The sequence below is a fragment of the Beduini sp. genome, assembly GCF_047239305.1.
GTDB lineage: Bacteria > Bacillota_I > Bacilli_A > Erysipelotrichales > Coprobacillaceae > Beduini.
On the sequence record NZ_JBKTEM010000003.1, the window covers coordinates 52,670 to 73,064 of the forward strand.

General features: G+C 35.8%; 23 protein-coding genes and 2 tRNA genes. 15 read left to right on the forward strand and 10 right to left on the reverse strand.

Going from position 1 to position 20,395, the window contains the following annotated elements:
* Position 1 precedes the first annotated feature (1 nt).
* Together ACLRVU_RS06535 and ACLRVU_RS06540 are read left to right on the forward strand one after the other, a co-directional pair.
* Positions 2 to 913: a helix-turn-helix transcriptional regulator gene (locus tag ACLRVU_RS06535; RefSeq protein WP_412891229.1), complete on the forward strand. Its 912-nt coding sequence runs from the start codon at positions 2 to 4 to the stop codon at positions 911 to 913.
* 52 nt (positions 914 to 965) lie between these two features.
* On the forward strand, positions 966 to 1,343 hold the full coding sequence (locus tag ACLRVU_RS06540) for a DUF3795 domain-containing protein (protein ID WP_412891230.1): 378 nt from the start codon (positions 966 to 968) through the stop codon (positions 1,341 to 1,343).
* A 199-nt stretch (positions 1,344 to 1,542) separates the two neighbouring features.
* On the opposite strand, the gene ACLRVU_RS06545 is transcribed toward ACLRVU_RS06540, so the two are convergent.
* The 7 genes from ACLRVU_RS06545 to ACLRVU_RS06575 form a co-directional block, all read right to left on the reverse strand.
* Positions 1,543 to 2,763 (reverse strand): hypothetical protein, encoded by a 1,221-nt coding sequence (locus ACLRVU_RS06545; RefSeq protein WP_412891231.1) that lies wholly within the window; start codon positions 2,761 to 2,763, stop codon positions 1,543 to 1,545.
* A 123-nt stretch (positions 2,764 to 2,886) separates the two neighbouring features.
* On the reverse strand, positions 2,887 to 3,357 hold the full coding sequence (locus ACLRVU_RS06550; protein WP_412891232.1) for an NUDIX hydrolase: 471 nt from the start codon (positions 3,355 to 3,357) through the stop codon (positions 2,887 to 2,889).
* Positions 3,350 to 3,628 (reverse strand): CD3324 family protein, encoded by a 279-nt coding sequence (locus ACLRVU_RS06555; protein WP_412891233.1) that lies wholly within the window; start codon positions 3,626 to 3,628, stop codon positions 3,350 to 3,352. Before ACLRVU_RS06555 ends, ACLRVU_RS06550 begins: the two co-directional genes overlap by 8 nt.
* A gap of 144 nt (positions 3,629 to 3,772) precedes the next feature.
* Positions 3,773 to 4,258 (reverse strand): AAA family ATPase, encoded by a 486-nt coding sequence (locus tag ACLRVU_RS06560; RefSeq protein WP_412891234.1) that lies wholly within the window; start codon positions 4,256 to 4,258, stop codon positions 3,773 to 3,775.
* A 50-nt stretch (positions 4,259 to 4,308) separates the two neighbouring features.
* On the reverse strand, positions 4,309 to 4,482 hold the full coding sequence (locus ACLRVU_RS06565; protein ID WP_412891235.1) for a heme-binding protein: 174 nt from the start codon (positions 4,480 to 4,482) through the stop codon (positions 4,309 to 4,311).
* 57 nt (positions 4,483 to 4,539) lie between these two features.
* Positions 4,540 to 4,662, reverse strand: a complete 123-nt coding sequence (locus ACLRVU_RS06570; RefSeq protein ID WP_412891236.1) for a hypothetical protein — start codon at positions 4,660 to 4,662, stop codon at positions 4,540 to 4,542.
* 219 nt (positions 4,663 to 4,881) lie between these two features.
* Entirely contained in the window at positions 4,882 to 5,616 is a 735-nt protein-coding gene (locus ACLRVU_RS06575; RefSeq protein ID WP_412891237.1) for a hypothetical protein, read from the reverse strand.
* A 122-nt stretch (positions 5,617 to 5,738) separates the two neighbouring features.
* Between ACLRVU_RS06575 and ACLRVU_RS06580 the strand changes: the two genes are divergently transcribed.
* The gene (locus ACLRVU_RS06580) at positions 5,739 to 6,644 is read left to right on the forward strand and encodes an FUSC family protein (RefSeq protein WP_412891238.1); all 906 of its coding nucleotides are present in this window, start codon (positions 5,739 to 5,741) and stop codon (positions 6,642 to 6,644) included.
* An 88-nt stretch (positions 6,645 to 6,732) separates the two neighbouring features.
* The gene (locus tag ACLRVU_RS06585) at positions 6,733 to 6,903 is read left to right on the forward strand and encodes a hypothetical protein (protein ID WP_412891239.1); all 171 of its coding nucleotides are present in this window, start codon (positions 6,733 to 6,735) and stop codon (positions 6,901 to 6,903) included.
* A gap of 437 nt (positions 6,904 to 7,340) precedes the next feature.
* Here the strand turns inward: ACLRVU_RS06585 and ACLRVU_RS06590 are convergent.
* The 3 genes from ACLRVU_RS06590 to ACLRVU_RS06600 all read right to left on the reverse strand — a co-directional run bounded on the left by ACLRVU_RS06590 (position 7,341) and on the right by ACLRVU_RS06600 (position 8,513).
* Positions 7,341 to 7,414, reverse strand: a tRNA-Trp gene (locus ACLRVU_RS06590).
* 6 nt (positions 7,415 to 7,420) lie between these two features.
* Positions 7,421 to 7,496, reverse strand: a tRNA-Glu gene (locus ACLRVU_RS06595).
* Between the two features lie 54 nt (positions 7,497 to 7,550).
* Positions 7,551 to 8,513, reverse strand: a complete 963-nt coding sequence (locus ACLRVU_RS06600; protein ID WP_412891240.1) for a GrpB family protein — start codon at positions 8,511 to 8,513, stop codon at positions 7,551 to 7,553.
* A 102-nt stretch (positions 8,514 to 8,615) separates the two neighbouring features.
* Here ACLRVU_RS06600 and ACLRVU_RS06605 point away from each other — a divergent pair, with 102 nt between their 5' ends.
* The 11 genes from ACLRVU_RS06605 to ACLRVU_RS06655 all read left to right on the forward strand — a co-directional run bounded on the left by ACLRVU_RS06605 (position 8,616) and on the right by ACLRVU_RS06655 (position 20,389).
* Positions 8,616 to 9,614, forward strand: a complete 999-nt coding sequence (locus tag ACLRVU_RS06605; RefSeq protein ID WP_412891241.1) for a YdcF family protein — start codon at positions 8,616 to 8,618, stop codon at positions 9,612 to 9,614.
* A gap of 115 nt (positions 9,615 to 9,729) precedes the next feature.
* Complete coding sequence (locus ACLRVU_RS06610; RefSeq protein ID WP_412891242.1) at positions 9,730 to 10,029, forward strand: hypothetical protein; 300 nt, start codon at positions 9,730 to 9,732, stop codon at positions 10,027 to 10,029.
* A gap of 73 nt (positions 10,030 to 10,102) precedes the next feature.
* Positions 10,103 to 10,960, forward strand: coding sequence for an HAD family hydrolase (locus tag ACLRVU_RS06615; protein WP_412842672.1), 858 nt, complete (start codon positions 10,103 to 10,105; stop codon positions 10,958 to 10,960).
* 156 nt (positions 10,961 to 11,116) lie between these two features.
* Positions 11,117 to 12,706 (forward strand): peptide chain release factor 3, encoded by a 1,590-nt coding sequence (locus ACLRVU_RS06620; protein ID WP_412891243.1) that lies wholly within the window; start codon positions 11,117 to 11,119, stop codon positions 12,704 to 12,706.
* 73 nt (positions 12,707 to 12,779) lie between these two features.
* Positions 12,780 to 13,268, forward strand: a complete 489-nt coding sequence (locus tag ACLRVU_RS06625; RefSeq protein WP_412891244.1) for a GNAT family N-acetyltransferase — start codon at positions 12,780 to 12,782, stop codon at positions 13,266 to 13,268.
* An 82-nt stretch (positions 13,269 to 13,350) separates the two neighbouring features.
* Positions 13,351 to 14,754 carry a M17 family metallopeptidase gene (locus ACLRVU_RS06630; protein ID WP_412891245.1) on the forward strand — a complete coding sequence of 468 codons (1,404 nt, stop codon included), beginning with the start codon at positions 13,351 to 13,353 and terminating at the stop codon, positions 14,752 to 14,754.
* 56 nt (positions 14,755 to 14,810) lie between these two features.
* The gene (locus ACLRVU_RS06635) at positions 14,811 to 15,950 is read left to right on the forward strand and encodes an MFS transporter (RefSeq protein ID WP_412891246.1); all 1,140 of its coding nucleotides are present in this window, start codon (positions 14,811 to 14,813) and stop codon (positions 15,948 to 15,950) included.
* Between the two features lie 11 nt (positions 15,951 to 15,961).
* Entirely contained in the window at positions 15,962 to 16,192 is a 231-nt protein-coding gene (locus tag ACLRVU_RS06640; protein ID WP_412891247.1) for a hypothetical protein, read from the forward strand.
* 310 nt (positions 16,193 to 16,502) lie between these two features.
* On the forward strand, positions 16,503 to 18,236 hold the full coding sequence (locus ACLRVU_RS06645; protein ID WP_412891248.1) for a hypothetical protein: 1,734 nt from the start codon (positions 16,503 to 16,505) through the stop codon (positions 18,234 to 18,236).
* Positions 18,237 to 18,313: 77 nt separating this feature from the next.
* Positions 18,314 to 19,909 carry an ABC-F family ATP-binding cassette domain-containing protein gene (locus ACLRVU_RS06650; protein WP_147550566.1) on the forward strand — a complete coding sequence of 532 codons (1,596 nt, stop codon included), beginning with the start codon at positions 18,314 to 18,316 and terminating at the stop codon, positions 19,907 to 19,909.
* A gap of 108 nt (positions 19,910 to 20,017) precedes the next feature.
* Entirely contained in the window at positions 20,018 to 20,389 is a 372-nt protein-coding gene (locus tag ACLRVU_RS06655; protein WP_412891249.1) for a desulfoferrodoxin family protein, read from the forward strand.
* The last annotated feature ends 6 nt before the right edge of the window (positions 20,390 to 20,395 follow it).

Here is a 20,395-nt window from a genome sequence, read left to right on the forward strand (position 1 = left end):
TATGAAAATTGAAAGAATGTTTGCTTTGCTTTTATATCTATTAGGTCATGAGAGAGTCACTAAATCTGCGTTAGCCGAGTATTTTGAGGTTTCTGCCAAAACGATTCAACGGGATATTGAATCGTTGACTGCTGTCGGTATTCCCATTGAAACTTATTTAGGTGTTAGTGGCGGTTATGCGATTAAAGCAGAGTTCAAGATGAAGAATCAGATTGCGGATTTTAGGGATTATCAATCGATTAGTATGGCTTTAAAAGCACTCAATTCAGCTTTGCCGGAGCCACTGTCTAAAGATACTTTGACAAAAATACAGTCGCTGTATAATGCAGGCAATACGCATCTGGCTCTTGATTTTAGTGTACTGAAAGAAAATGAGAAAATGATGGGGTATTATCAGTTTTTAGATGATGCCATCTCAAAGGGGAGAGTCATTTCATTTTCTTATAGGAATGCCAAACAGATAGAAACGATGAAGACGGTTGATCCAATAGGGCTAGTTTACAAGTGGTATGCTTGGTATCTAGTCGGCTATGACCGTCATAAGAAAAGCTATCGCTACTATAAGCTTGTACGAATGAAAGCATTAAAATCAGAAAACGGCTTTATCAATGAACACCCCTCATTAGAAACTCTCTTGTCTACTTATTTAGATAAAGATGATCGTGTTTATTATGATATTTTATTATTATGCAAAGCAGAAACAAACCTTGAGCAGATGGATTGTTTGAATGGGGTAAAAGAAACCGTCTATCCTAATGGTGATTATCTTTTCTCCATGCATTTGCCTAAAGATGAAATGATGTGGAAAGGGGCACTTATTTTATTAGGCAGTCAAATTCAGGTCTTAGAGCCCTTAGAATTAAAAAAGGAGTTAATAGATCTTAGTCAAAACTTTATCCATCATCATCAATAGGGACAGACAGCTGTCCTTATTTTTTTGTTATGATAGGGGTAGGAGGAAAGATATGAAAAGAGAATTAGGAATAGGTTATTGCGGTCTGATCTGTGCATTATGTTCGAGTAACAAAAATTGTTTAGGCTGTAAAAGTGGAGCATGCAAGGAGAAAGACACTTGTAAATGCTTTAAATGCTGTCAGGAGAAAGGTTTTTCTTTTTGCCATGAATGTGATCAGTTTCCATGCAGAGACAGCATTTTAATAAAAAAACGCATACGTGTCTTCAATCTTTTAGTAAAAGAGTACAGAGAAGAACATATTTTGAATTGCTTGGAACGCAATGAGCAGTTAGGAGTACAGTATCACTATCCTGACCAGGAAATCGGAGATTATGATTTAACCGATGAAAATAAAATAAGGAGGCTAGTTCTCCAGGGGGAAGAGTAGGCACTGCTTATTCTTTTTTATTTTGGCAATAATGAGAGGTTCATTTTTTTTAAGAATATACTGTATGACTGTTTGTTCACTGCTTGAAAAGTCACATCTTTCCAATCGTTCTCTGAGTGGCATATGAACCTTCCTTTTTTATTAATTTACTATAATCTAATTGTAAATTCTATGAAGGAACATAACTGGAGCACGAGCATTATTTATCTTGGCGATAGGCAAGCACGGCTCTTATTAGTTGATCGGCACTGTCTCGATTAAGCGGCATCAGGGTTTTATGATAGATATAGTAGATGAGATAGGAATGCAAAACCTCATAACCACCTTTATCATATTCTTTGGCAGTCGGAAGATAACCGGTACAGCCATTTGTATAACCGCCAAAATAAATTTGCGGGCATACTTTGGCTATCTCTAAAGCTAGTTCACACATTACTTCGTTAGGAACTCCGCATAAAGCATAATCATTAATATAGAAATACTGGATTTCAATCGTTTGATACTGCTGTGTAATATGAAGAGAATGCACACGTTCTACTTCTGTCAGCCATTGAGTGCCATCGATATGATTCACTTCCATGGCTTCATTGGCAATTTGCTGTGCACGCAAAAGAGAGGGAACATCAGCAGCAAAACAAACAGATTCAGAATACATTTTCAACTGATCGATTGGCTGTGTCACCATTTCATCAAGGGGGGGAGCGATTGCCTCCATTATTCTGTGTGCCATTGCTTTTAATGAATCGACTGAAGACTCCTGATCGATGGCTTCCACATTACCGGATGCTCCCTGAGTAATCATGACAGGACAATGATATTTGTCCTCTAAATATTTTCTTGTCATTCCAAAATAATCTGCTGAAATTAAATAGTTATCATCATATAATATGTTGGCATGAGCGGTTACTCTTAAAAGAATCAATTGCAGTGCATCTGTAATGGCATTGGTTATTTTAATAATGCCGATACGATCATCTAATGCGCCTTGAGGATCACGGCGATTGATTCCGATTTCTGCATGAATATTTTTAGCGGCGGCTTTAATCGGCTGACCGTTTTTTTCAGCCTCCTGTACGCCTTTTAAGACCTGCCTGCAAACCCAATCAAAATATTTTGGCTCCATACTGATATTGACAGAACTGTGCGTATGACTAAAGCAAAGCATTACATGATCTTGAAGAATTTCAAGATATTGTGCAATCTGATTACGCAGCATGTTGGCGTCTTCAAGCATATAGCCAATGTGATCCAAAGTTATGAAACAATATTTTTCCTGATGGATTGTCCAAAGGGAAATTTCTGCATATAGGGGGTCTAAAATCCCTCTTGATTTATTATCCTGCCGATAAAACCCAACCATTTCAACACTTGTTTTTGGGGTAATATCCATTTTTGAAAATCCTAATGTAGCTTGATTCATTTTTATATCCGACATAGCAAAGCTATGCTTTTCCTTTCTTTATATATTTATATTAATGGATCAGTCTCACATCAGCAACGGAAACAAACTAACCGAAATATTCTGTATAAAAAAGTCAAACCCTTAAAGGTTTGACAACTGTGTTTTATAAGTAATGTATTTTTGCAAAGGCATCGCTACAGGCGGAGAAATAGGCTCAGGCAGTGTATCTAAATCAAAAAAAGACAGTGCTTCTACTTCACTTGGATCAGCCTTGAGTTCTCCATGATATTTCTTGCATATAAAGACAATATCAATATTGTAAACTTCGTCCTGATTGGGATATTGATAATAGAAATCCTGACCGGAAAAAACAGAAAACAGCTCCAGCTCATCGGCAATAATCCCTGTTTCCTCGTATAATTCTCTTTTGGCAGCTTCTTCAACGGTTTCTTTAAGTTCGATGGCACCACCGGCATAGCACCAGCAGTGATTGTCCGTGCGCTGCTGTAAAAGGATTTGTCCTGCCTCGTTTTCTACAATGACACTGGCGGCACACTGCAGTAGCGGCTGATGACCGACATACTGCCTTAAAAACTGAATATAGTTACTCATCTTTTTTCTCCTTTTTATAAATAACCTTTTGAATCGCAGAGATCGACAAGGCATATTGATCGGCTAACTGATGAATAGACTTTCCATTTCTGAATGCTTCTTTTATACAACGATTGCGTTCATCGATTTCCTGACGATAGCCGGAACATTCTCCCCAGCGGCGATGTTTTTCTTTTTTTGCAGGGATATAGATGTATCCTCCGTCAAAATAAGTTTGCAATTCCTCAACTAAATATTTAGGAAATACTTTATCTGCATTTTTATATAGCATATGGCTCACTCCTTGTTTTAATTTCGCAAGTTGCAAAGCCAGATGTTGCACATTATTACTCCATGCATGTGTGCAATAATACTGGCTATGCATGGAGTAAAGTTTCATTTTTTCTTTTCTTATTGATACACATCATTTAACCTCCTATAAAGTAAAGTCTCTTAATTCATGTTCATTTAAACTGATAAATTGGTTAGAATGAGATTTAAGCTGTTCGATAAATAATTCTCGTTTATCAATATCTTTTTGACACCATTCAAACATTTGTTTTAGCATCACTAAAGTAGGGGCGTAGTTAGCTTTTTCTAATCCACATTTCTGCAATAGATAGCGTTTAATAATTCTTCGTTTTAAAATGCGAGGTGAAATATTGAGATAAATGACTTTATCTGCCTGCTTTAATCCATCTTGAAAGCAAGGTCTGCCGACATCCTCAATCACCCAATCCTTTTGAATAAGAATTTCATTAAAAAGCTGATCTCTTTCGATTTCTGTTCGTTTGCGGTTTCCGTCATAGACAATGTTATCTAATTCAAAATGAGGAATAGAATACTGCATAGATAAGTGATGAGCAAAGGTGGATTTTCCACTGCCAACAGTTCCCACAATATAAATTTTAGTCATTTTCATCCTCACCTCTTTTTTCATTATAGCAAAAACCTGATAGAGTGACTACCAGGTTAATCTTGTTTTGGATAAAGGTACGCTTCTAAAGCCTGAATAATCAGATCGTGGTTTTGGGTATGTTCTAAACCGGAAACACAGATAGCCCCTTTGACTTCATTATGGATAAGGATAGAGAAACCGCCTGTCGCTAAGAAGGCATAAAGCAACGACGGAAGTGGCGATACCATCTCCTTCAAGCCCTTTAGCCATACTAAACCCCAAGGTAACAACAAGTAAGATTGTCATCATATTGATGGAACCTTTATTAACGGCATGATCACCACAAAAGTATCTCTGATCGCAACTAAATGACGCTGCGATCCGATTTTAGATGCCAAAGGTATAAGCTTTTCTTCCAAAAAGTTCATTTTTACTCTCCTTTTTTATTTATTACTTATCGACACTTATTAACTTTTACGCGCGAGTAGTGAAAGCGGTTTCGGTCTATAATAAGTAAAATCGATTGTATTAAAAATCAGGAATCTTGTACATAAAGTTCATACTTTTTATTTGGTCATCTTTTAATTGTGAAAATAAAGTTCAAATTATAGCGTTATAAACAATAAAAAACTTGATACGATTCAATATCAAGTAGGTAATTTAAAAAATGATTTAATTTTAGCTTTCAACTGTTCCTTTTCTTGAAGAAACTGTTTTTGACGATGTCCGTTTGCTCCTGATGGATGAGGAAATCCCAGCAGGCATTGCTGAGACGTTAAATAACCTTCCTCAATCAATTTCAGTAGCACCTCTTCTACTGCTTTGCCTAAAGGAATAATCAGAACATCTGAAAATAGCTGCACTTCTTTATAAAAGTATGTCTGTACATAACGAGTGAGTAATGCAGAATCCAAAATAGAGGGGTGTGTTCCTGTATAATTTTTGCCTTTATTAAATACAGGGTAGGGAACTAGTGAGGTTGTATGAAGCAAACCATCATAATCACGAAAAAGCTGTGCACATGAAGGGATAGCCAATGCTTTTTGCAGCTGTAGTTGATCCAGCATATCAATCAGATTATTACGCATACTGCCGGCAAATCTGGCAGCTTTTTTGCATTCCCTTTTAATCATTTCATAATCCCATTGCTCGATCAACCCGGTTCTTGCCGTCTGATAGGCACGATTCATCTGATTCCATCCGGGTGTAATGCCAACAATAAATATTTTTGCTTCTAAATTAACCATTTCATTATGAGGGGCATAATAAATATCGAGTGATTTTTCAGTATCTAATTTAAATGTCGGGATAAGTAAATCTGTTTTTTCGTATTTATCTTTTTGGGGTAAACGGATCAGTGCCTCCGCATATTTTTCCAGCATGATTTTCTCCTCTGATTTTTAATTTCGAATGAATTATGTATGTTTATAATACAGCTAACCTTAAAAAATGTAAAGATTACAGCGTTTTTCATTCTACATAATAAAAAGATAGGTGAGAAATGATGAGAAAAGAAAAGTATAAGAAGATGAAGGGGACAACACGACATTTCGGCTGTTTTTTTATCTTTAAAAATGGTATACTCTTTGACGGTGATATTATGAACAAGATAGGTCTTAGAACAATAAAAACAGCTATTGCAGTAACGTTGTCCATTATCGTGGCAAAAATATTAGATTTGGAATATCCTTTTTTTATCGCAATGACTGCCATTATTTCAATGGATAAAACAATGGGCAATTCTTTAAAAATGGGAAGAAATAGAATTGTGGGTACTTTCTTTGGGGCGTGTATAGGCATTGCTTTATCGTATATTGATCGCGGCAACCCACTCCTGTGCGGGCTTGGCATGGTCATTCTTATTCAAGTCTGCAATGCGACAGGATTAAAAGGTTCTATTACGATAGGTGGTATTGTACTGGTGGCAATTATGGTGCATACAGATAAAACACCTCTTTTCTACGGCTTCCATCGTACCTTAGATACAGCAATCGGTGCTTTTTTATCGTTTCTTGTTAATGCTTTGATTTTTCCCTATTCAACGATTAAGCGGCTCGATGAAACAACGATACAATTGTGGAATCAGACGGATGCCTGTATTATGGCTATAAAAAATCATGAGGTCATAAATTCTGCGGAAATTCATAATGTATTAAAAAATATTGAAATGGAACTTATACTTTATGACAATGAATTTTTATTGAAGAAAAAACGCAAATACGTAGATGAATTGAAAACTCATTACCAAATGTCAGAACGCTTATTATTAGAATTGGAGGTATTGGAAACACTAAATCGTGATAAATATCCGGAAGTTTTTGAATATCATATTAATCAGGCGCTTAATATTTATAATAACTATATTCAAGAGCTACAGACAAAACATATAATAATAAAGCAGGTGGCATAAGCAGATTTGCTTGAAGTCATTATACATATGTTTACAAATGCTTCATTTTAAACTAATATTGAATTTAATGGTATTAGGAGGTAAGAGAATGAAGTTTGAATGTAAGTGCGGCGAGAATATCATGAGTTACGAAGTATTTTATGAAGAGAGCGGTAAATTTAAGGCATATTATTTTCAATGTCCTGTCTGTGGCTGCTGTCAAGTAGCGGTATATTATTCTACGGGTAAGGTTAAGCTCATCAACGGTTTTAAAAAATAGAATGAATGTGTAATAAAAAAATTCATGCATAGACAGTTATATAAGAAACATCGCTCATTTTAAGAAGTGATGTTTTCTGTTTTTGATAAACAGTCATTTTTAAGTTTTAAATGTAAGAAAAATAAATATGCTGAAATTTTAAGACAAACAAAAAAATTCTTCAGATCAGGATTTTATACATTGAATCACTGTGTCATGTATACAGCAACTAATCAAAATAACGCATAAATTTCCTGCTGTAACTTCTCTTAGTTTCATTATTGTACACATTGATCGATCACTTATTTTTCCTCATTATACTGTGACCTGAATGTTTGAATGAATATCAATGAATCTTTCTGGGATTGAGAAAAGATGATAAGCCTTTATATCGAATGGTTTTGAAAATAAATAATATAAAACAAAAAAAGAGCTTTCGCTCTCAATATTTTTTTTAATGGCAGGGGCATCAGGATTTGAACCCGAACGAACAGTTTTGGAGACTGTGATACTACCATTATATTATGCCCCTAAAAAATGGTGACCTGTACGGGATTCGAACCCGTGAATGCATGCGTGAAAGGCATGTGAGTTAACCGTTTCTCCAACAGGCCATTTTATCGGACCACCTTATATTATCATGGTCCGAATTAAAAATCAACAATTTTTTAATGAAAATGTTTTTTACCTGCCATGTATTGAATTTTTACTTTAAAAACACGGCATCCTTTGTTTAATGGAATGCTGGCTTTATAGTCTTGACGGCTTGGTGTATAGCGGTCAATCAGTTTATTTAAGATCAATTCCCGATTTTCAATTTCTTCTTCAAGAATGCCATAGACCATGACACTTTCAAAGTTATTAGTCGTTGCAGCTTCATTGATGCCTAAATCATGAACTACATTAAAACATACAGGTTGATGGAGTCCCTTTTGCTTATATCCGCTCATTCCCGAATGAAAGTAAAGCGTATGGTCATGATACAGGTGATTGAGCGGCAATAAATAAGGAAGATCTGTATAAAAAGATAAGGTTCCATAATGTGTCTTGGCAGATAAAATATCCACACATTGCTGGTAAGTTAATAATTTTTTTGTTTTACGCATCGGTGTTAAAGAATTTTGGTAAAGAGCGGCTGCTTTTTCATCAATCTCCTGAATGACGTTTGATTTATATTCCTGATATTTTTCACGGTTATCCTTAAAGTTATTTGCCCCTTCTATTTTGATGTCACGATAGGCTATGAAGGCATCATGATGTTCCATTACATAACGTTTAAAATCAAGATGCTTTTTAATTTCCGGGTCGCCGTATTGAAAAATATGAATATGATATTGTGGGAGACCTTCGATTTCTTTTTCCAGATAGCGGCGGTTAGGGATTCCATATTCGCCGTAATACGTATAACCCAGATCTTCAAATTCTTTTTGATAATGATCAATATTTGTGATCTCTTTGACTTCAATTAATAAATCAACGATTGGCTTTGCCCACATATTCGGAATGGATGTACTGCCAATGTGGAAAATATTGATCAATTCTTCTTTTAATAATTCAAAGAAGATCATTCGCTCAGATTCAAATTGCTTTATCCAGTTTGGATTGTATGTCGTTAACTCTACTTTTTTCATTTTATCACCCCTTTAGACTATACCATGAATGGAAGTGGGACATGTATTTTTGCACAAATTGAAAGATTCCTATGTTATACTTGTAACAAAGGAGGGGAGGCTATGATATGGTGGCTGCTGGGAGGCTTTTTTGCGATTTGCTTTATGTTGTCAATGTCAAAAGAATTACGCCGATTTCGTAATGGCATCTATTTATTGCTGACCCTAATGTTTTGTTTTTTAGGATTGGCAATCACTTATCGTCATAATGAATGGATCATATTGCTAATTCGTCTTTTTGTTTTTGCTGCTTCACCACTTTGCTTATTCATTTTAGCGATCGGACTGATTGGCAATGGCATTGTGATGGTAAAAAAAGAAGGACTGCATCCGATGAATCTGCTTTCCGCCTATTTTGGAATCGGTATCTTTGTTTTCATGGGAATCATTTTTATAGCGATTACCCGTTATGATCTTTCTATGTTTATATTAAGTTTCTTGATTTTTTGTATTTTAATGATGCTGTATGCGGCATTTATATTTACTGCTTTTCTCTTATATTCCATGATTTATCGTATTCTGCCTAAAAACAGCCGCTGTGACTATGTCATCATTCATGGGGCCGGCTTGCTTGACGGACATCGTGTTTCTCGTTTATTGGCACTGCGTTTAGATAAGGGGATTTCGGTCTATGAAAAAGGTGGAAGGAGAGCAAAAATCATTGTTTCCGGAGGTCAGGGCGAAGATGAGGACTTGTCGGAGGCAGCGGCAATGAAGCAGTATTTATTAGATAAAGGAATTGATGAATCGGCTATTATTGTCGAAGATCAATCGACGTCTACTTATGAAAATTTACTCTGCAGTAAAAAAATTATGGATCATCTGAGTCAAAATTATAAGTGTATATTTGTTACAAATGACTATCATGTTTTTAGAACCTCTACCTATGCCAGACAGTTAAAAATAAAGGCACAGGGAGTAGGGTGCCGAACGGCAATGTATTATTTGCCAAGTGCTTTTATTCGTGAATATCTTGCTATAGTGTATCAATATCGTTTAAGTTTTTTAGTTGTGGTCGGAATATGGCTGCTTTTTCTTGGGATTTCATTGGGATTATTCTAACAGCCTGGTTTAATCCTTTTTCTCTGTCCCATACTAAGATATGACTGGCTTCTATTCAATATTGATGAGAAATATAGTATTATATAAATGACATTAGGAGTGAGGTGAAGACATGATGGCCAAGATTCTAAGACAATTGGATGGGCAGGAACTGGTCGACTTTATTGAAGAATATTTTGATTTTTATAACCGGGTATTTAATATAGAGAATTATTTAGATGAATATGCACAAGCAATTTTGTCGATGCAGCATTATTTAGATACGCGGAAACTGGATATAAAACAGTTTTCTACCTATCAGACAGATCTTATTAAATTGGGATTTCTGAATCAATTTACACCGGGACAACTGGATCATTATATCCAAACCGGTTTAAATGATGATGAAATGGAAAGACGCTATCAATCAATTTAATTCAATTTAAGAAAAACACCTTTCTTCTTTTAATTTTATGATATGGTAATAAGAAAAGAGAGAGGTGTTAGAATTGATTAAATTAATCGCAAGTGATATTGATGGAACTTTAGTCGGAAAGGATCATAAGATATCACCAAAGAATCTGGAAGCGATTCGTTATGCCATCAAAAAAGGCGTGCATTTTACTATTGCATCGGGGAGAGCTTATGAGGACATTACGCCAGTATATAAGGGACTAGGAATTAAATGTCAAGTGATTGCTGTTAATGGTGCACAGTATTACGATGAATTTGGGCAGGTGATTACATCTTGTTTATTGGATAAAGAAGCATGTATTCAGGTGTGTGACATCTTTAAAAGAGAAAATCTCCATTTCATGCTGTATACATCAAAGGGTGTTTTTACAACGATGGAAATTGATCGTGTAAAAGATGCGTTCATTAAAAGAAAAGTAGCGCAGGCGGGTGGCACTTATGAAGAAGCAGAACGTCATTTTAAAATGAATTATTTACCATTTCAAACTATGCGTTATGTTGAAGATTTGGCAGAGTTTTTAAAAGATCCTATTGAGATTTATAAGGTAGAAGGATTTGATGAAACAAAAGCTAAAATTGACGAAGTAAGACCTATGATCGCTAAAATAGAAGGGGTTGCTTATTTATCTTCTTTTTTCAACAATATGGAAGTGACAAACAGCGGTGCCCAAAAAGGAACAATTCTGATGCAGGCAATCCAAAAGATGGGAATTCGCCCAGAAGAAGTAATGGTGATTGGTGATGGTGCCAATGATTTAAGTATGTTTGAACTTTTTGAAAATAGTGTGGCTGTTGCTAATGCTATTGATGAAATCAAAGAAAAAGCAAAATATCTAGTCGCAAGTGATGAAGATGATGGTGTGGCAGAAGCTATTTATAAATTGATTCCATAACAGTGTAGTCTAAAAACTATACTGTTTTTCATATATTTTAAAAGTGAGGCTTGCAACCTTGGGCATAATTTAGTAGGATAGACATTGGTAAAAAAGGAGTAACACCCATGTGAGACAGATAAATATAGAAAAGAATCATAGTAAAGGAGAGAAAGAATGGCAGATTTTATAAAAGAAGTAGAACGCCGTCGTACATTTGCGATTATTTCCCATCCCGATGCCGGAAAGACAACTCTGACAGAAAAGTTTTTGCTTTATGGTGGAGCGATTCAAGAGGCAGGAATGGTAAAAGGAAAACAATCCAGTCGTCATGCGGTTTCCGATTGGATGGAAATAGAAAAACAAAGAGGGATTTCCGTGACCTCTTCAGTATTACAATTTAACTATAATGGCTATTGCATTAATATTTTAGATACCCCGGGACATCAAGACTTCTCGGAAGATACGTATCGTACACTGATGGCAGCAGACTCTGCGGTCATGGTGATTGACGGAAGCAAAGGAGTCGAAGATCAGACTCGTAAATTATTTAAAGTATGTGTCATGCGTCATATTCCCATTTTTACATTTATTAATAAAATGGATCGTGATGCAAAAGACCCTTACGAACTGATGGAAGAAATTGAGCAGGAATTAGGAATTAAGACCTGTGCTATTAACTGGCCGATCGGTTCCGGAAAAGAGTTTCAGGGCGTTTATGAACGTGAGAAAAAAGAGGTCATTCGTTTTTCTTTTGGTAAAAGAGGAGCTAAGGAAATGGCAGAAACGGTCAAGATTGAGCTGCAGGATGACACTTTAGCGGAAATAATCGGTACAGAACACTGTGAAAAATTAAGAGAAGACGTTGAATTGTTGGACGGAGCCAGTGAAGAATTTGATTTAGATGCAGTACGTGCCGGAAAGTTATCACCGGTTTGTTTTGGTTCTGCATTAACCAATTTTGGAGTTGAACCATTTTTAGAACATTTCTTAGCGATGACAACCTCTCCATTGCCAAGAATGGCAGGAGATGAGCTGATTGATCCGTTTGATCCTAATTTCTCTGCTTTTGTTTTTAAAATTCAGGCGAATATGAATAAGGCGCACCGTGACCGTATGGCATTCATGCGTATTTGTAGTGGTAAATTTGAAAAAGGAATGGAAGTCTATCATGTTCAAGGCAAAAAGAAAGTAAAGCTGAATCAGTCTAAGCAATTGATGGCTTCAGACCGTGAAACCGTTGAAGAGGCCTATGCCGGAGATGTAATCGGAATATTTGATCCGGGAATTTATTCAATCGGAGATACATTATGTACAGCTTCCAACAAATTTGAATTTGATGGGATTCCAACCTTTGCTCCTGAACACTTTGCCAGCATTCGAAACAAAGACTCGATGAAACGTAAGCAATTTGTAAAAGGGGTAGAGCAGATTGCTAAAGAAGGAGCGATTCAGATCTTCCAATCCCCTTTATCAGGAATGGAAGAAATTATTGTCGGAGTTGTCGGTGTGCTGCAGTTTGAAGTACTGGAACATCGTTTGAAATCAGAATATAATGTGGATATTGAAAGAACGAATCTATCTTATCGCTTTATCCGTTGGATAGGGAATAAAGAGATTGATTTAAATAAATTAAATTTATCATCCGATACAAAGAAAATACAGGATTTAAAAGGAAATTTCCTATTACTGTTTACGAACGAATGGGGAATTCGCTGGGCAGAAAAGAATAATCCGGAATTAATCTTGGAAGAATTTGGAAAATAAGAGAATCGTGAGAATAATGCTCACGATTTTTTTGTGCTATAATAAATAAAAGCAGATAAGGAGAACATATCAGATGATTGATAAAATGACCAAGAAAGAAGCAATTATCATCAGCCGATGGACATATGATGGCATTTATAGAATGTATAGCTTTATACAAGATGAAGATACAATCCAAGAATTAATGAATGGTGATTATTATTCTTACAGAAATGAGGATTCATCTTTATTAGGGTATTTTTGTTTTCAAAGCTCAGCACGTATTCCAACGCTTGAAAAGGATGCCTATGTATTGGAGGCTTTGGATATTGGGCAAGGCATGGAGCCGTCACAGTGCGGTCAAGGCAAAGGAAGAGATTTTATGATGAGCGGGCTAAAGTTTGCCGGTACATTATTTGGAGTGAGTCGTTTTCGCCTAAGCGTGGCTTGTTTTAATGAGCGTGCTATTCATTTATACAAGCAGTTAGGGTTTAAGGTTCAAAAAGAAGTAACACACGCTAAATCTCGACAAAAATTTTACATTATGTTGAAAGATGAGGAGGAGCTTTCTTCGGTAATATAGAAATATAACTATTTATAATAAGAATTTATATAAAAATATTAGAAAATATGTTATTATTAAACACATAAAAGGGGGGAACGGAATGAAACAAGCAGCGTATCAGTATATTTATGAAAGTGATCGCGATATTCTTTATCCGATCTATGAAGATCAAGCTATTTGTCCAAAAGTGGTGGAGACATTAGGTTTTGATGTGAATGAGGTTGTAGATAAAAGCTTGAATAAGATCACGAAGGTGTTTACTTTAGGCAAGTATCCATTTAAATCGATTACTTTTATTGGTTTAGGAAATTCTAACGAAATAACAACTAAAAAATTGCGTGATGCCTTTGCCGTCTTGGCTAATCAAGTGGAAACACCAAGCAGTTTTGATGCTAAAAGGGCAGTAACAGATGTGATCGATATAGAAAAAATTACGGGGTTATTTGTGGAAACTTATTTAGTTGCCACGTATCGTGAAACAAAAGTAGAACGTCTCGGAAAGATTATTCCGGATGTTACGATCATGGCACCGGATCATGATGTTCAAGCAGTGATTGATGAAGCCCGTCATTATGCGGAAGGAATCAATCATGCCCGTGACTTAGCGAATTGTCCGGCAAACATCATGACGCCTAAGAAAATGGCTAAGATTGCCAAAGCAATGGCAGAACGCTACGACTTGGAATATAAGATCTTGGATAAGAAAGATTTAGAGGAGATGAAGGCTGGCGCTATTTTGGCAGTAAATAAAGGCAGCGATCTTAAACCTTATATGATCATGCTTAAATATAATGGGGCAGGGGATGAACCTTATACTGCCCTGATCGGAAAAGGATTAACGTTTGACTCCGGCGGATATAATCTAAAAGGCAACAGCTATGGCATGAAATATGATATGTGCGGTGGTGCTGATGTTATTGGTGCTATGGAAATCATTGCCGCTAATAAAATGAAAGCCAATGTTTACTGCATCGTTCCGGCTACGGAAAATTTAGTAAATGGATCCGCCTATAAACCTCAGGATGTCATTACGACAATGTCAGGAAAAACAGTTGAGATTGTCAGCACTGACGCAGAGGGACGTCTGATTTTATGTGATGCGATAACATATGCACAATCCTTAGGAGCAAAGCGTATTATCGATATTGCGACACTAACAGGAGCCTGTATGACCGCCCTTGGCGGAGTTTATACGGGAGTATTCACTAACAGTGAAGCTTTCTATGAAAAATTTGAACAATCGTTAAAAATGAGTGATGAAAAAGGTTGGCGTCTGCCAGTGGATCCGGCATATTTTGATATGCTGAAATCAGACAGTGCTGATTTTAAAAACAGTGCCGGACGTCCGGGTGGCGGAGCAAGCGTTGCCGCATGTTTTTTAGAAGCCTTTGTAGATGAAGGTGTAGAATGGATTCATTTAGATGTAGCCGGAATTGCTCATCGTGATTCTCAGGGAGCTACCGGAGAAATGATTCGTTCAATGGTGAATGTATTTAAAAATTGATGGAATTCCATCAATTTTTTTTGTTTGAATAAGTAAAAACTATTCATACTAAGTATATGAAAAAGATCATATATTTTTATATTATTTATAGTTTTTTTGCTGTATTAGTCAATATGGCACATCCTGTTACGCCGGAATTTTTTAATATACTGCAGTTTGGCAGTTCCATTTATGGCTTTTCTTTTGCCTTGATGGCTTTCTTTAATTTCATTACGAGCTTATTGTGGGCAGATTTAACCCAAAGATACGGATCCAGCAAAATGCTGATACTTTCTTTTGCCGGTTTCGGTGTTGCTCAATTCTTATTTTTAATAACCACCAATTTATGGATGCTGATGCTGGCAAGAAGTTTAGCCGGAATATTCATGGGTGGACTTATGGTAGCTTCACTCAGCTATATTTTAAGCATTTCACATAACGTCACTTATTTGAGTATTTATGCTCTTATTCAGACAGTAGGATCGGCAATCGGTTATTTTGTCGGCGGCTTTTTTGGAAGATATGGCTATCAGATGACTTTTTATATTCAAATTGGCGGCAGTTTCGTTGCGGCAATTTTGGCTTATTTACTATTGGATAAACATTTTGATATTACCACTAAGACTAAACCTGTAACGTATAACCCGCTTAAATTATTATTTGTCCAGCTGAAAAGTGCATCGAAGCCACTTAAAATCTTTTTGTTAAGCGTCTTCTTTACATGTTTTGGTTACTTTATGCATGATAATTGGCTCAATTATTATTTTATTCATCACTATCAGTTTGCTTCGGATTCAGTCGGTTACTATAAATTAGCGATTGCGGCGGTAAGCTTGGCAGCGAATCTTATTTTAATTTTCTTTTTGTCTCGCTATAACCGCTTATTGGTCGTTGTATTAAGTGGATGCGGAATTATGCTTTCAGCGTCTTATTTTAATGCTTTACTTGTTCCGTTTTTAATTTCAACATTGCTTTATTATATGTTCAGTGTTCTATTCCTGCCCTTGCAGCAGAATCAGATGCGGCAAAACCGACAAAAATCAAGCAGCGATCAATCCGGCTTATTCAATAGTGCCCGTTCACTAGGAATGATGATCGGACCAGCTTTTTCCGGCTACTTATATCAGTTTGGCGATCAATTAACCTTGCTCGTGGCAGCCGCCAGCTTCTTTTTGGCAGCTTGCTTGAGTGCAGTCTATTTTTATCGTTCCAATTAAGGAGAAGAGTTATGGCAAATGAAGGAAGACGCTGTGAATGCATCTGTAAAAGAGATTTGACTTTAAACATTGGAAAGGAAGAACAGAGGCTGTTTGAATGCGGCAAGATTTATCCTTGCACTATCAGAAAGCATTTCTTGCATAAAGACCAGTATAAAATTTATGGGAAAGAATATGCTTTATCTTGTTCAAAAGAAAAGTTTGATGAGTATTTTCAGTTGAAACGCTCCCGTTATTATTGAGCCTGTTTTTAATTCTAAACTTTAAAGCGTCACAGGGAACCTCTCTGCAATCCTTGAGTACTTTATATTATCCTATCTTTTGGAGGGAACGGATCTGCCCTCCGTTTTTTTTTTATAATTCAATTAGTTGAAAAAACAGCTGTTTTCTTTACCTCTTTAAATACTAAAAATATTTGTGATAAACATAATAAAACATGATTAAAACACAGCTTTTCTACTATATACAGATATTCATTTTTTTGTATAATACGAAAAAAGGTTGCGAATTATGAAAATTCTTATATACTTTAAAGAAGAGGTGATCAGAAAAATGATGAAAAAAATCCATCTCGTTGGTGAAATCAATAATGAAGTTATTGATAATCTTATCCAACAATTAGAAACAAATGAGCATATTAGTAAAATTGAATATAAAGAACAGACTCATGATTTACATATCCAAACAGACAGTAAAGATTACATGAGCCTATTAGCCGAAGTAATTGAAGAATTGCGATTGAATATTAAAGCTATCGAAAGAAAGAAAAGTAATGATAAGAGTGAGAAACCTTTTGAAAAACGAGTCTTTTTATTCTCTGATTTAAAGAGTTCGGAAAATGCGGTCTTCTTGACTTCTTATTTACTAAACGATCCACAGATCAGAGAAGCAAAGTTTGATCATAATCAAAAGATTTTGACTTTGGAGACAAATGATCCATTTATTTATACAAAACTAAGACATGTGATTGATGCTTTTGGAGAAAACATTGAGATTACAGAAAACTACATAGAGGAACAGACGTTTGATTATCGTCTGATGTATCGTTATCTTTATGTGGCACTGCTGTTGTTTAGTTTTTCTTTATATATCGTGACACGCCAAGAGCCGACAATCGTCACCCTGTTTAGCGGGATTGTTATGTGTGGCTTATTATCAGTTCGATTAGTCATCCATGCGGCTGAATTGATAAAAGCTAAAGATTACTTAAATTCAAATAATCTGATTTTATTAGGCGCTTTCTTATTACTGCTGTTTAATCGCCCGTTAGATGCAGCTATCGCCCTGTTTGTCTTCCAGTACTTGCAAATGGCATTCAAGAGTTTTGAAAGACAAATCATCAATTTACTGGTAAGCAATGTGGATAATTTGATTCGCATTGTTAAAATAAAGGTGGATGATGAGGTTGAGGAAAAACAAGTCGAAGAAGTAGAACATGAGGATATATTAATCCTTGAAGAAAAAAATCTTTCGTACTTTGAAGGAATTATTGTAGAAGGAGAAGCAAAAGTTGATCGTTTATTAATGCACGGTGAAACTAAACTGGCTGAATTAAAAGCCGGAGACAGGATTGCTGCTGGAGATCAGGTGGTCGAAGGTCAGCTCTCAATCAAGATTGTGAAAACCTATCCGGAAACACAGTTCAATCAGATCTATGATTGGAGTCCTAAGCGTTTGGTAGAAAAAGGATATTTGGAAACCCGTGAGAAAAATAATTATCTTTATTTCACATATTCTATGTTAGCGATTGGAGCAGTGCTGGTTGCTGCTGGGCTGTTTATGAAAAATACGCATCTTTCTATTACCGGATTAGTTATGATCACTACTTGCTATCCATTTGCTTTATCTTTGCTTAGTCCCTATGTTTATGATAATGCGATGATTGAGGCAATGGGACAGCGTGTTTTATTAAAAGATGAAAACAGTTTAAGTAAGTTGGTAGAATGGCTGAGAAAGCAAAAAACAGAAACAATTAATGAATCTTTAGATATAGAAGCCAGTGGAATTAAGTTTAATCGTGGAAATTACTTAGATGAAACGATCCGCAATGAATGTGACATCATTTATCATAATAAAGAATCATTAATTAAATTCTTTCTCTATATTAAAGATTTTGATAAGCAATGGGTTTATTTTAAATACATCAGCTATGGGGTTAAAATCATAACCGTCTTATTATTTTATATTAACTTTTTCTCTTTTGTAGGGGCGTTGATAGCTAATGTACTTTTGGCTTTTATGATCTTAGTCGCAATGAAACATATGTTAGATAAAGGAGTGGGATAACCACTTCTTTAATTTTTGTTGAAATCATCGCAAAAAAATGGCATAATAAAACTACTTGTGAATAAGGAGTGAAGAAAATGATAGCTGCACAAAATGTCTCGCTGTCTTATGGCGGTCGAGTTTTATTTGAAAATGTTAATGTTAAATTTACAGAAGGAAACTGTTATGGGATTATCGGTGCTAACGGCGCTGGGAAATCTACGTTCTTAAAGATATTATCAGGAGAAATCGAACCCAATAAAGGGGATGTCACGATGACTCCGGGACAACGTCTTTCCGTATTGAAACAGGATCACTTTGCCTATGATGACTTTGATGCGGTCAGTACCGTGATTATGGGAAATAAAGCATTGTATGATATTAAACAGGCAAAAGAAGTTTTATACGCAAAAGAAGACTTTAATGATGAAGATGGATTAAAGCTGGCAGAATTAGAAGCGGATTTCATGGATTTAGATGGATGGAATGCGGAAAGTGATGCTGAAATCTTGTTGAATGGGTTAGGTGTGCCAAGTGAATTCCACTATGTAAAAATGGCGGAATTAGACGGAAGTCAAAAAGTAAAGGTATTACTGGCTCAGGCATTATTTGGAAACCCTGATATCTTATTATTAGATGAACCGACGAACCACTTGGATATTAAATCGGTGGCATGGTTAGAAAACTTTTTATTAAACTTTGAAAATACAGTCATTGTTGTATCTCATGACCGTTATTTCCTGAATAAAGTCTGTACCCATATTGCCGATATTGATTATCACAAAGTTCAGCTCTATGTAGGTAACTATGACTTCTGGTATGAATACTCACAAATGATGCTGGCACAGGCAAAGGAAATTAATAAGAAAGCAGATGCGAAAAGAAAAGAATTAGAAGAATTTATCGCACGTTTCTCTGCCAATGCATCAAAAGCTAAACAGGCAACATCACGTAAAAAGCTGCTGGACAATTTGGAAGTAGTGGATATCAAACCATCATTGAGACGTTATCCGTTTGTTGGCTTTAGTCCTGAAAGAGAAGTAGGAAATATTGTTTTACGTGTTGAAGGCATCTCTAAAACAATCGGAGAAAGAAAAGTCTTGAATAATGTTTCTTTTACCGTGAATCCTAAAGACAAGATCGCTTTTGTCGGAAGTGATGAGCTTGCCAATACCACTTTGTTTAAAATTATTATGGGAGAGATGGAACCTGATGAAGGAACTTACACATGGGGAGTGACGACATCTCAGGCTTACTTTCCAAAAGATAACTCAGAATATTTCGATGGATGTGATTTGACGCTGATCGACTGGCTTCGTCAGTTCTCAAAGAAAAATGAATATGATCAGGATCTGCGTGGATGGCTGGGACGTATGCTGTTTTCCGGAGAGGAAGCATTGAAAAAAGCTTCAGTCTTATCCGGAGGGGAAAAAGTACGTTGTATGCTTGCGAAAATGATGATGAGCAATGCCAATGTATTGATCCTAGATGAACCGACTAACCATTTAGATTTGGAATCTATTCAGGCAGTCAATGAAGGTTTAATAAATTTTAAAGAAAATGTTTTATTCGTTTCTCACGATCATCAGTTCACACAAACAATCGCTAATCGTGTTATTGAAATTACTTCAGACGGTGTGATTGACCGCTTAGGAACATTCGATGAATATTTAGAATACGTTAAAAATATTTAGTCATAAAAAGATTGCTGTTAGCTATACTAATAGTGGTCTTTTATTTTAAGCAAATCATTCGTAAATAATGAATGAATCATCTATAATGAAATCAAGGAGGAAAACATAATGAAATTTTATATTTGTAACCATTGTAAAAATGTTATCGTTAAGGTAAGTGATCATGGGGTTCCTGTATTTTGCTGTGGTGAACCGATGAAAGAATTAATCCCAAATACAACAGATGCGGCAACAGAAAAGCATGTGCCGATCGTAGAAGTCAAAGAAGATCATGTAGATGTATTGGTAGGATCAACATTACATCCAATGACAGCTGAACATTTAATTGAATGGGTTGTTTTAGAAACAGATAAAGGATACACTATCCACTACTTAACAGATCATGATGAACCAAAAGCAAGCTTTTGTTTAAACGGTGCTAAACCGGTAGCTGTTTATGAATATTGCAATCTTCATGGTTTATGGAAAAAAGATTTATAATCTATA

What these genes read in the sequence shown, in the direction of transcription:
- ACLRVU_RS06610 (WP_412891242.1), top strand. Translation starts at nt 9,730, where the DNA reads ATGGCCAAGATTCTAAGACAATTGGATGGGCAGGAACTGGTCGACTTT.
- ACLRVU_RS06565 (WP_412891235.1), bottom strand. Translation starts at nt 4,482, where the DNA reads ATGGTATCGCCACTTCCGTCGTTGCTTTATGCCTTCTTAGCGACAGGC.
- ACLRVU_RS06575 (WP_412891237.1), bottom strand. Translation starts at nt 5,616, where the DNA reads ATGCTGGAAAAATATGCGGAGGCACTGATCCGTTTACCCCAAAAAGAT.
- ACLRVU_RS06560 (WP_412891234.1), bottom strand. Translation starts at nt 4,258, where the DNA reads ATGAAAATGACTAAAATTTATATTGTGGGAACTGTTGGCAGTGGAAAA.
- ACLRVU_RS06570 (WP_412891236.1), bottom strand. Translation starts at nt 4,662, where the DNA reads ATGAACTTTTTGGAAGAAAAGCTTATACCTTTGGCATCTAAAATCGGA.
- ACLRVU_RS06605 (WP_412891241.1), top strand. Translation starts at nt 8,616, where the DNA reads ATGATATGGTGGCTGCTGGGAGGCTTTTTTGCGATTTGCTTTATGTTG.
- ACLRVU_RS06640 (WP_412891247.1), top strand. Translation starts at nt 15,962, where the DNA reads ATGGCAAATGAAGGAAGACGCTGTGAATGCATCTGTAAAAGAGATTTG.
- ACLRVU_RS06645 (WP_412891248.1), top strand. Translation starts at nt 16,503, where the DNA reads ATGATGAAAAAAATCCATCTCGTTGGTGAAATCAATAATGAAGTTATT.
- ACLRVU_RS06535 (WP_412891229.1), top strand. Translation starts at nt 2, where the DNA reads ATGAAAATTGAAAGAATGTTTGCTTTGCTTTTATATCTATTAGGTCAT.
- ACLRVU_RS06625 (WP_412891244.1), top strand. Translation starts at nt 12,780, where the DNA reads ATGATTGATAAAATGACCAAGAAAGAAGCAATTATCATCAGCCGATGG.
- ACLRVU_RS06580 (WP_412891238.1), top strand. Translation starts at nt 5,739, where the DNA reads ATGAGAAAAGAAAAGTATAAGAAGATGAAGGGGACAACACGACATTTC.
- ACLRVU_RS06550 (WP_412891232.1), bottom strand. Translation starts at nt 3,357, where the DNA reads ATGAGTAACTATATTCAGTTTTTAAGGCAGTATGTCGGTCATCAGCCG.
- ACLRVU_RS06620 (WP_412891243.1), top strand. Translation starts at nt 11,117, where the DNA reads ATGGCAGATTTTATAAAAGAAGTAGAACGCCGTCGTACATTTGCGATT.
- ACLRVU_RS06655 (WP_412891249.1), top strand. Translation starts at nt 20,018, where the DNA reads ATGAAATTTTATATTTGTAACCATTGTAAAAATGTTATCGTTAAGGTA.
- ACLRVU_RS06600 (WP_412891240.1), bottom strand. Translation starts at nt 8,513, where the DNA reads ATGAAAAAAGTAGAGTTAACGACATACAATCCAAACTGGATAAAGCAA.
- ACLRVU_RS06545 (WP_412891231.1), bottom strand. Translation starts at nt 2,763, where the DNA reads ATGAATCAAGCTACATTAGGATTTTCAAAAATGGATATTACCCCAAAA.
- ACLRVU_RS06650 (WP_147550566.1), top strand. Translation starts at nt 18,314, where the DNA reads ATGATAGCTGCACAAAATGTCTCGCTGTCTTATGGCGGTCGAGTTTTA.
- ACLRVU_RS06585 (WP_412891239.1), top strand. Translation starts at nt 6,733, where the DNA reads ATGAAGTTTGAATGTAAGTGCGGCGAGAATATCATGAGTTACGAAGTA.
- ACLRVU_RS06630 (WP_412891245.1), top strand. Translation starts at nt 13,351, where the DNA reads ATGAAACAAGCAGCGTATCAGTATATTTATGAAAGTGATCGCGATATT.
- ACLRVU_RS06555 (WP_412891233.1), bottom strand. Translation starts at nt 3,628, where the DNA reads ATGCTATATAAAAATGCAGATAAAGTATTTCCTAAATATTTAGTTGAG.
- ACLRVU_RS06635 (WP_412891246.1), top strand. Translation starts at nt 14,811, where the DNA reads ATGAAAAAGATCATATATTTTTATATTATTTATAGTTTTTTTGCTGTA.
- ACLRVU_RS06540 (WP_412891230.1), top strand. Translation starts at nt 966, where the DNA reads ATGAAAAGAGAATTAGGAATAGGTTATTGCGGTCTGATCTGTGCATTA.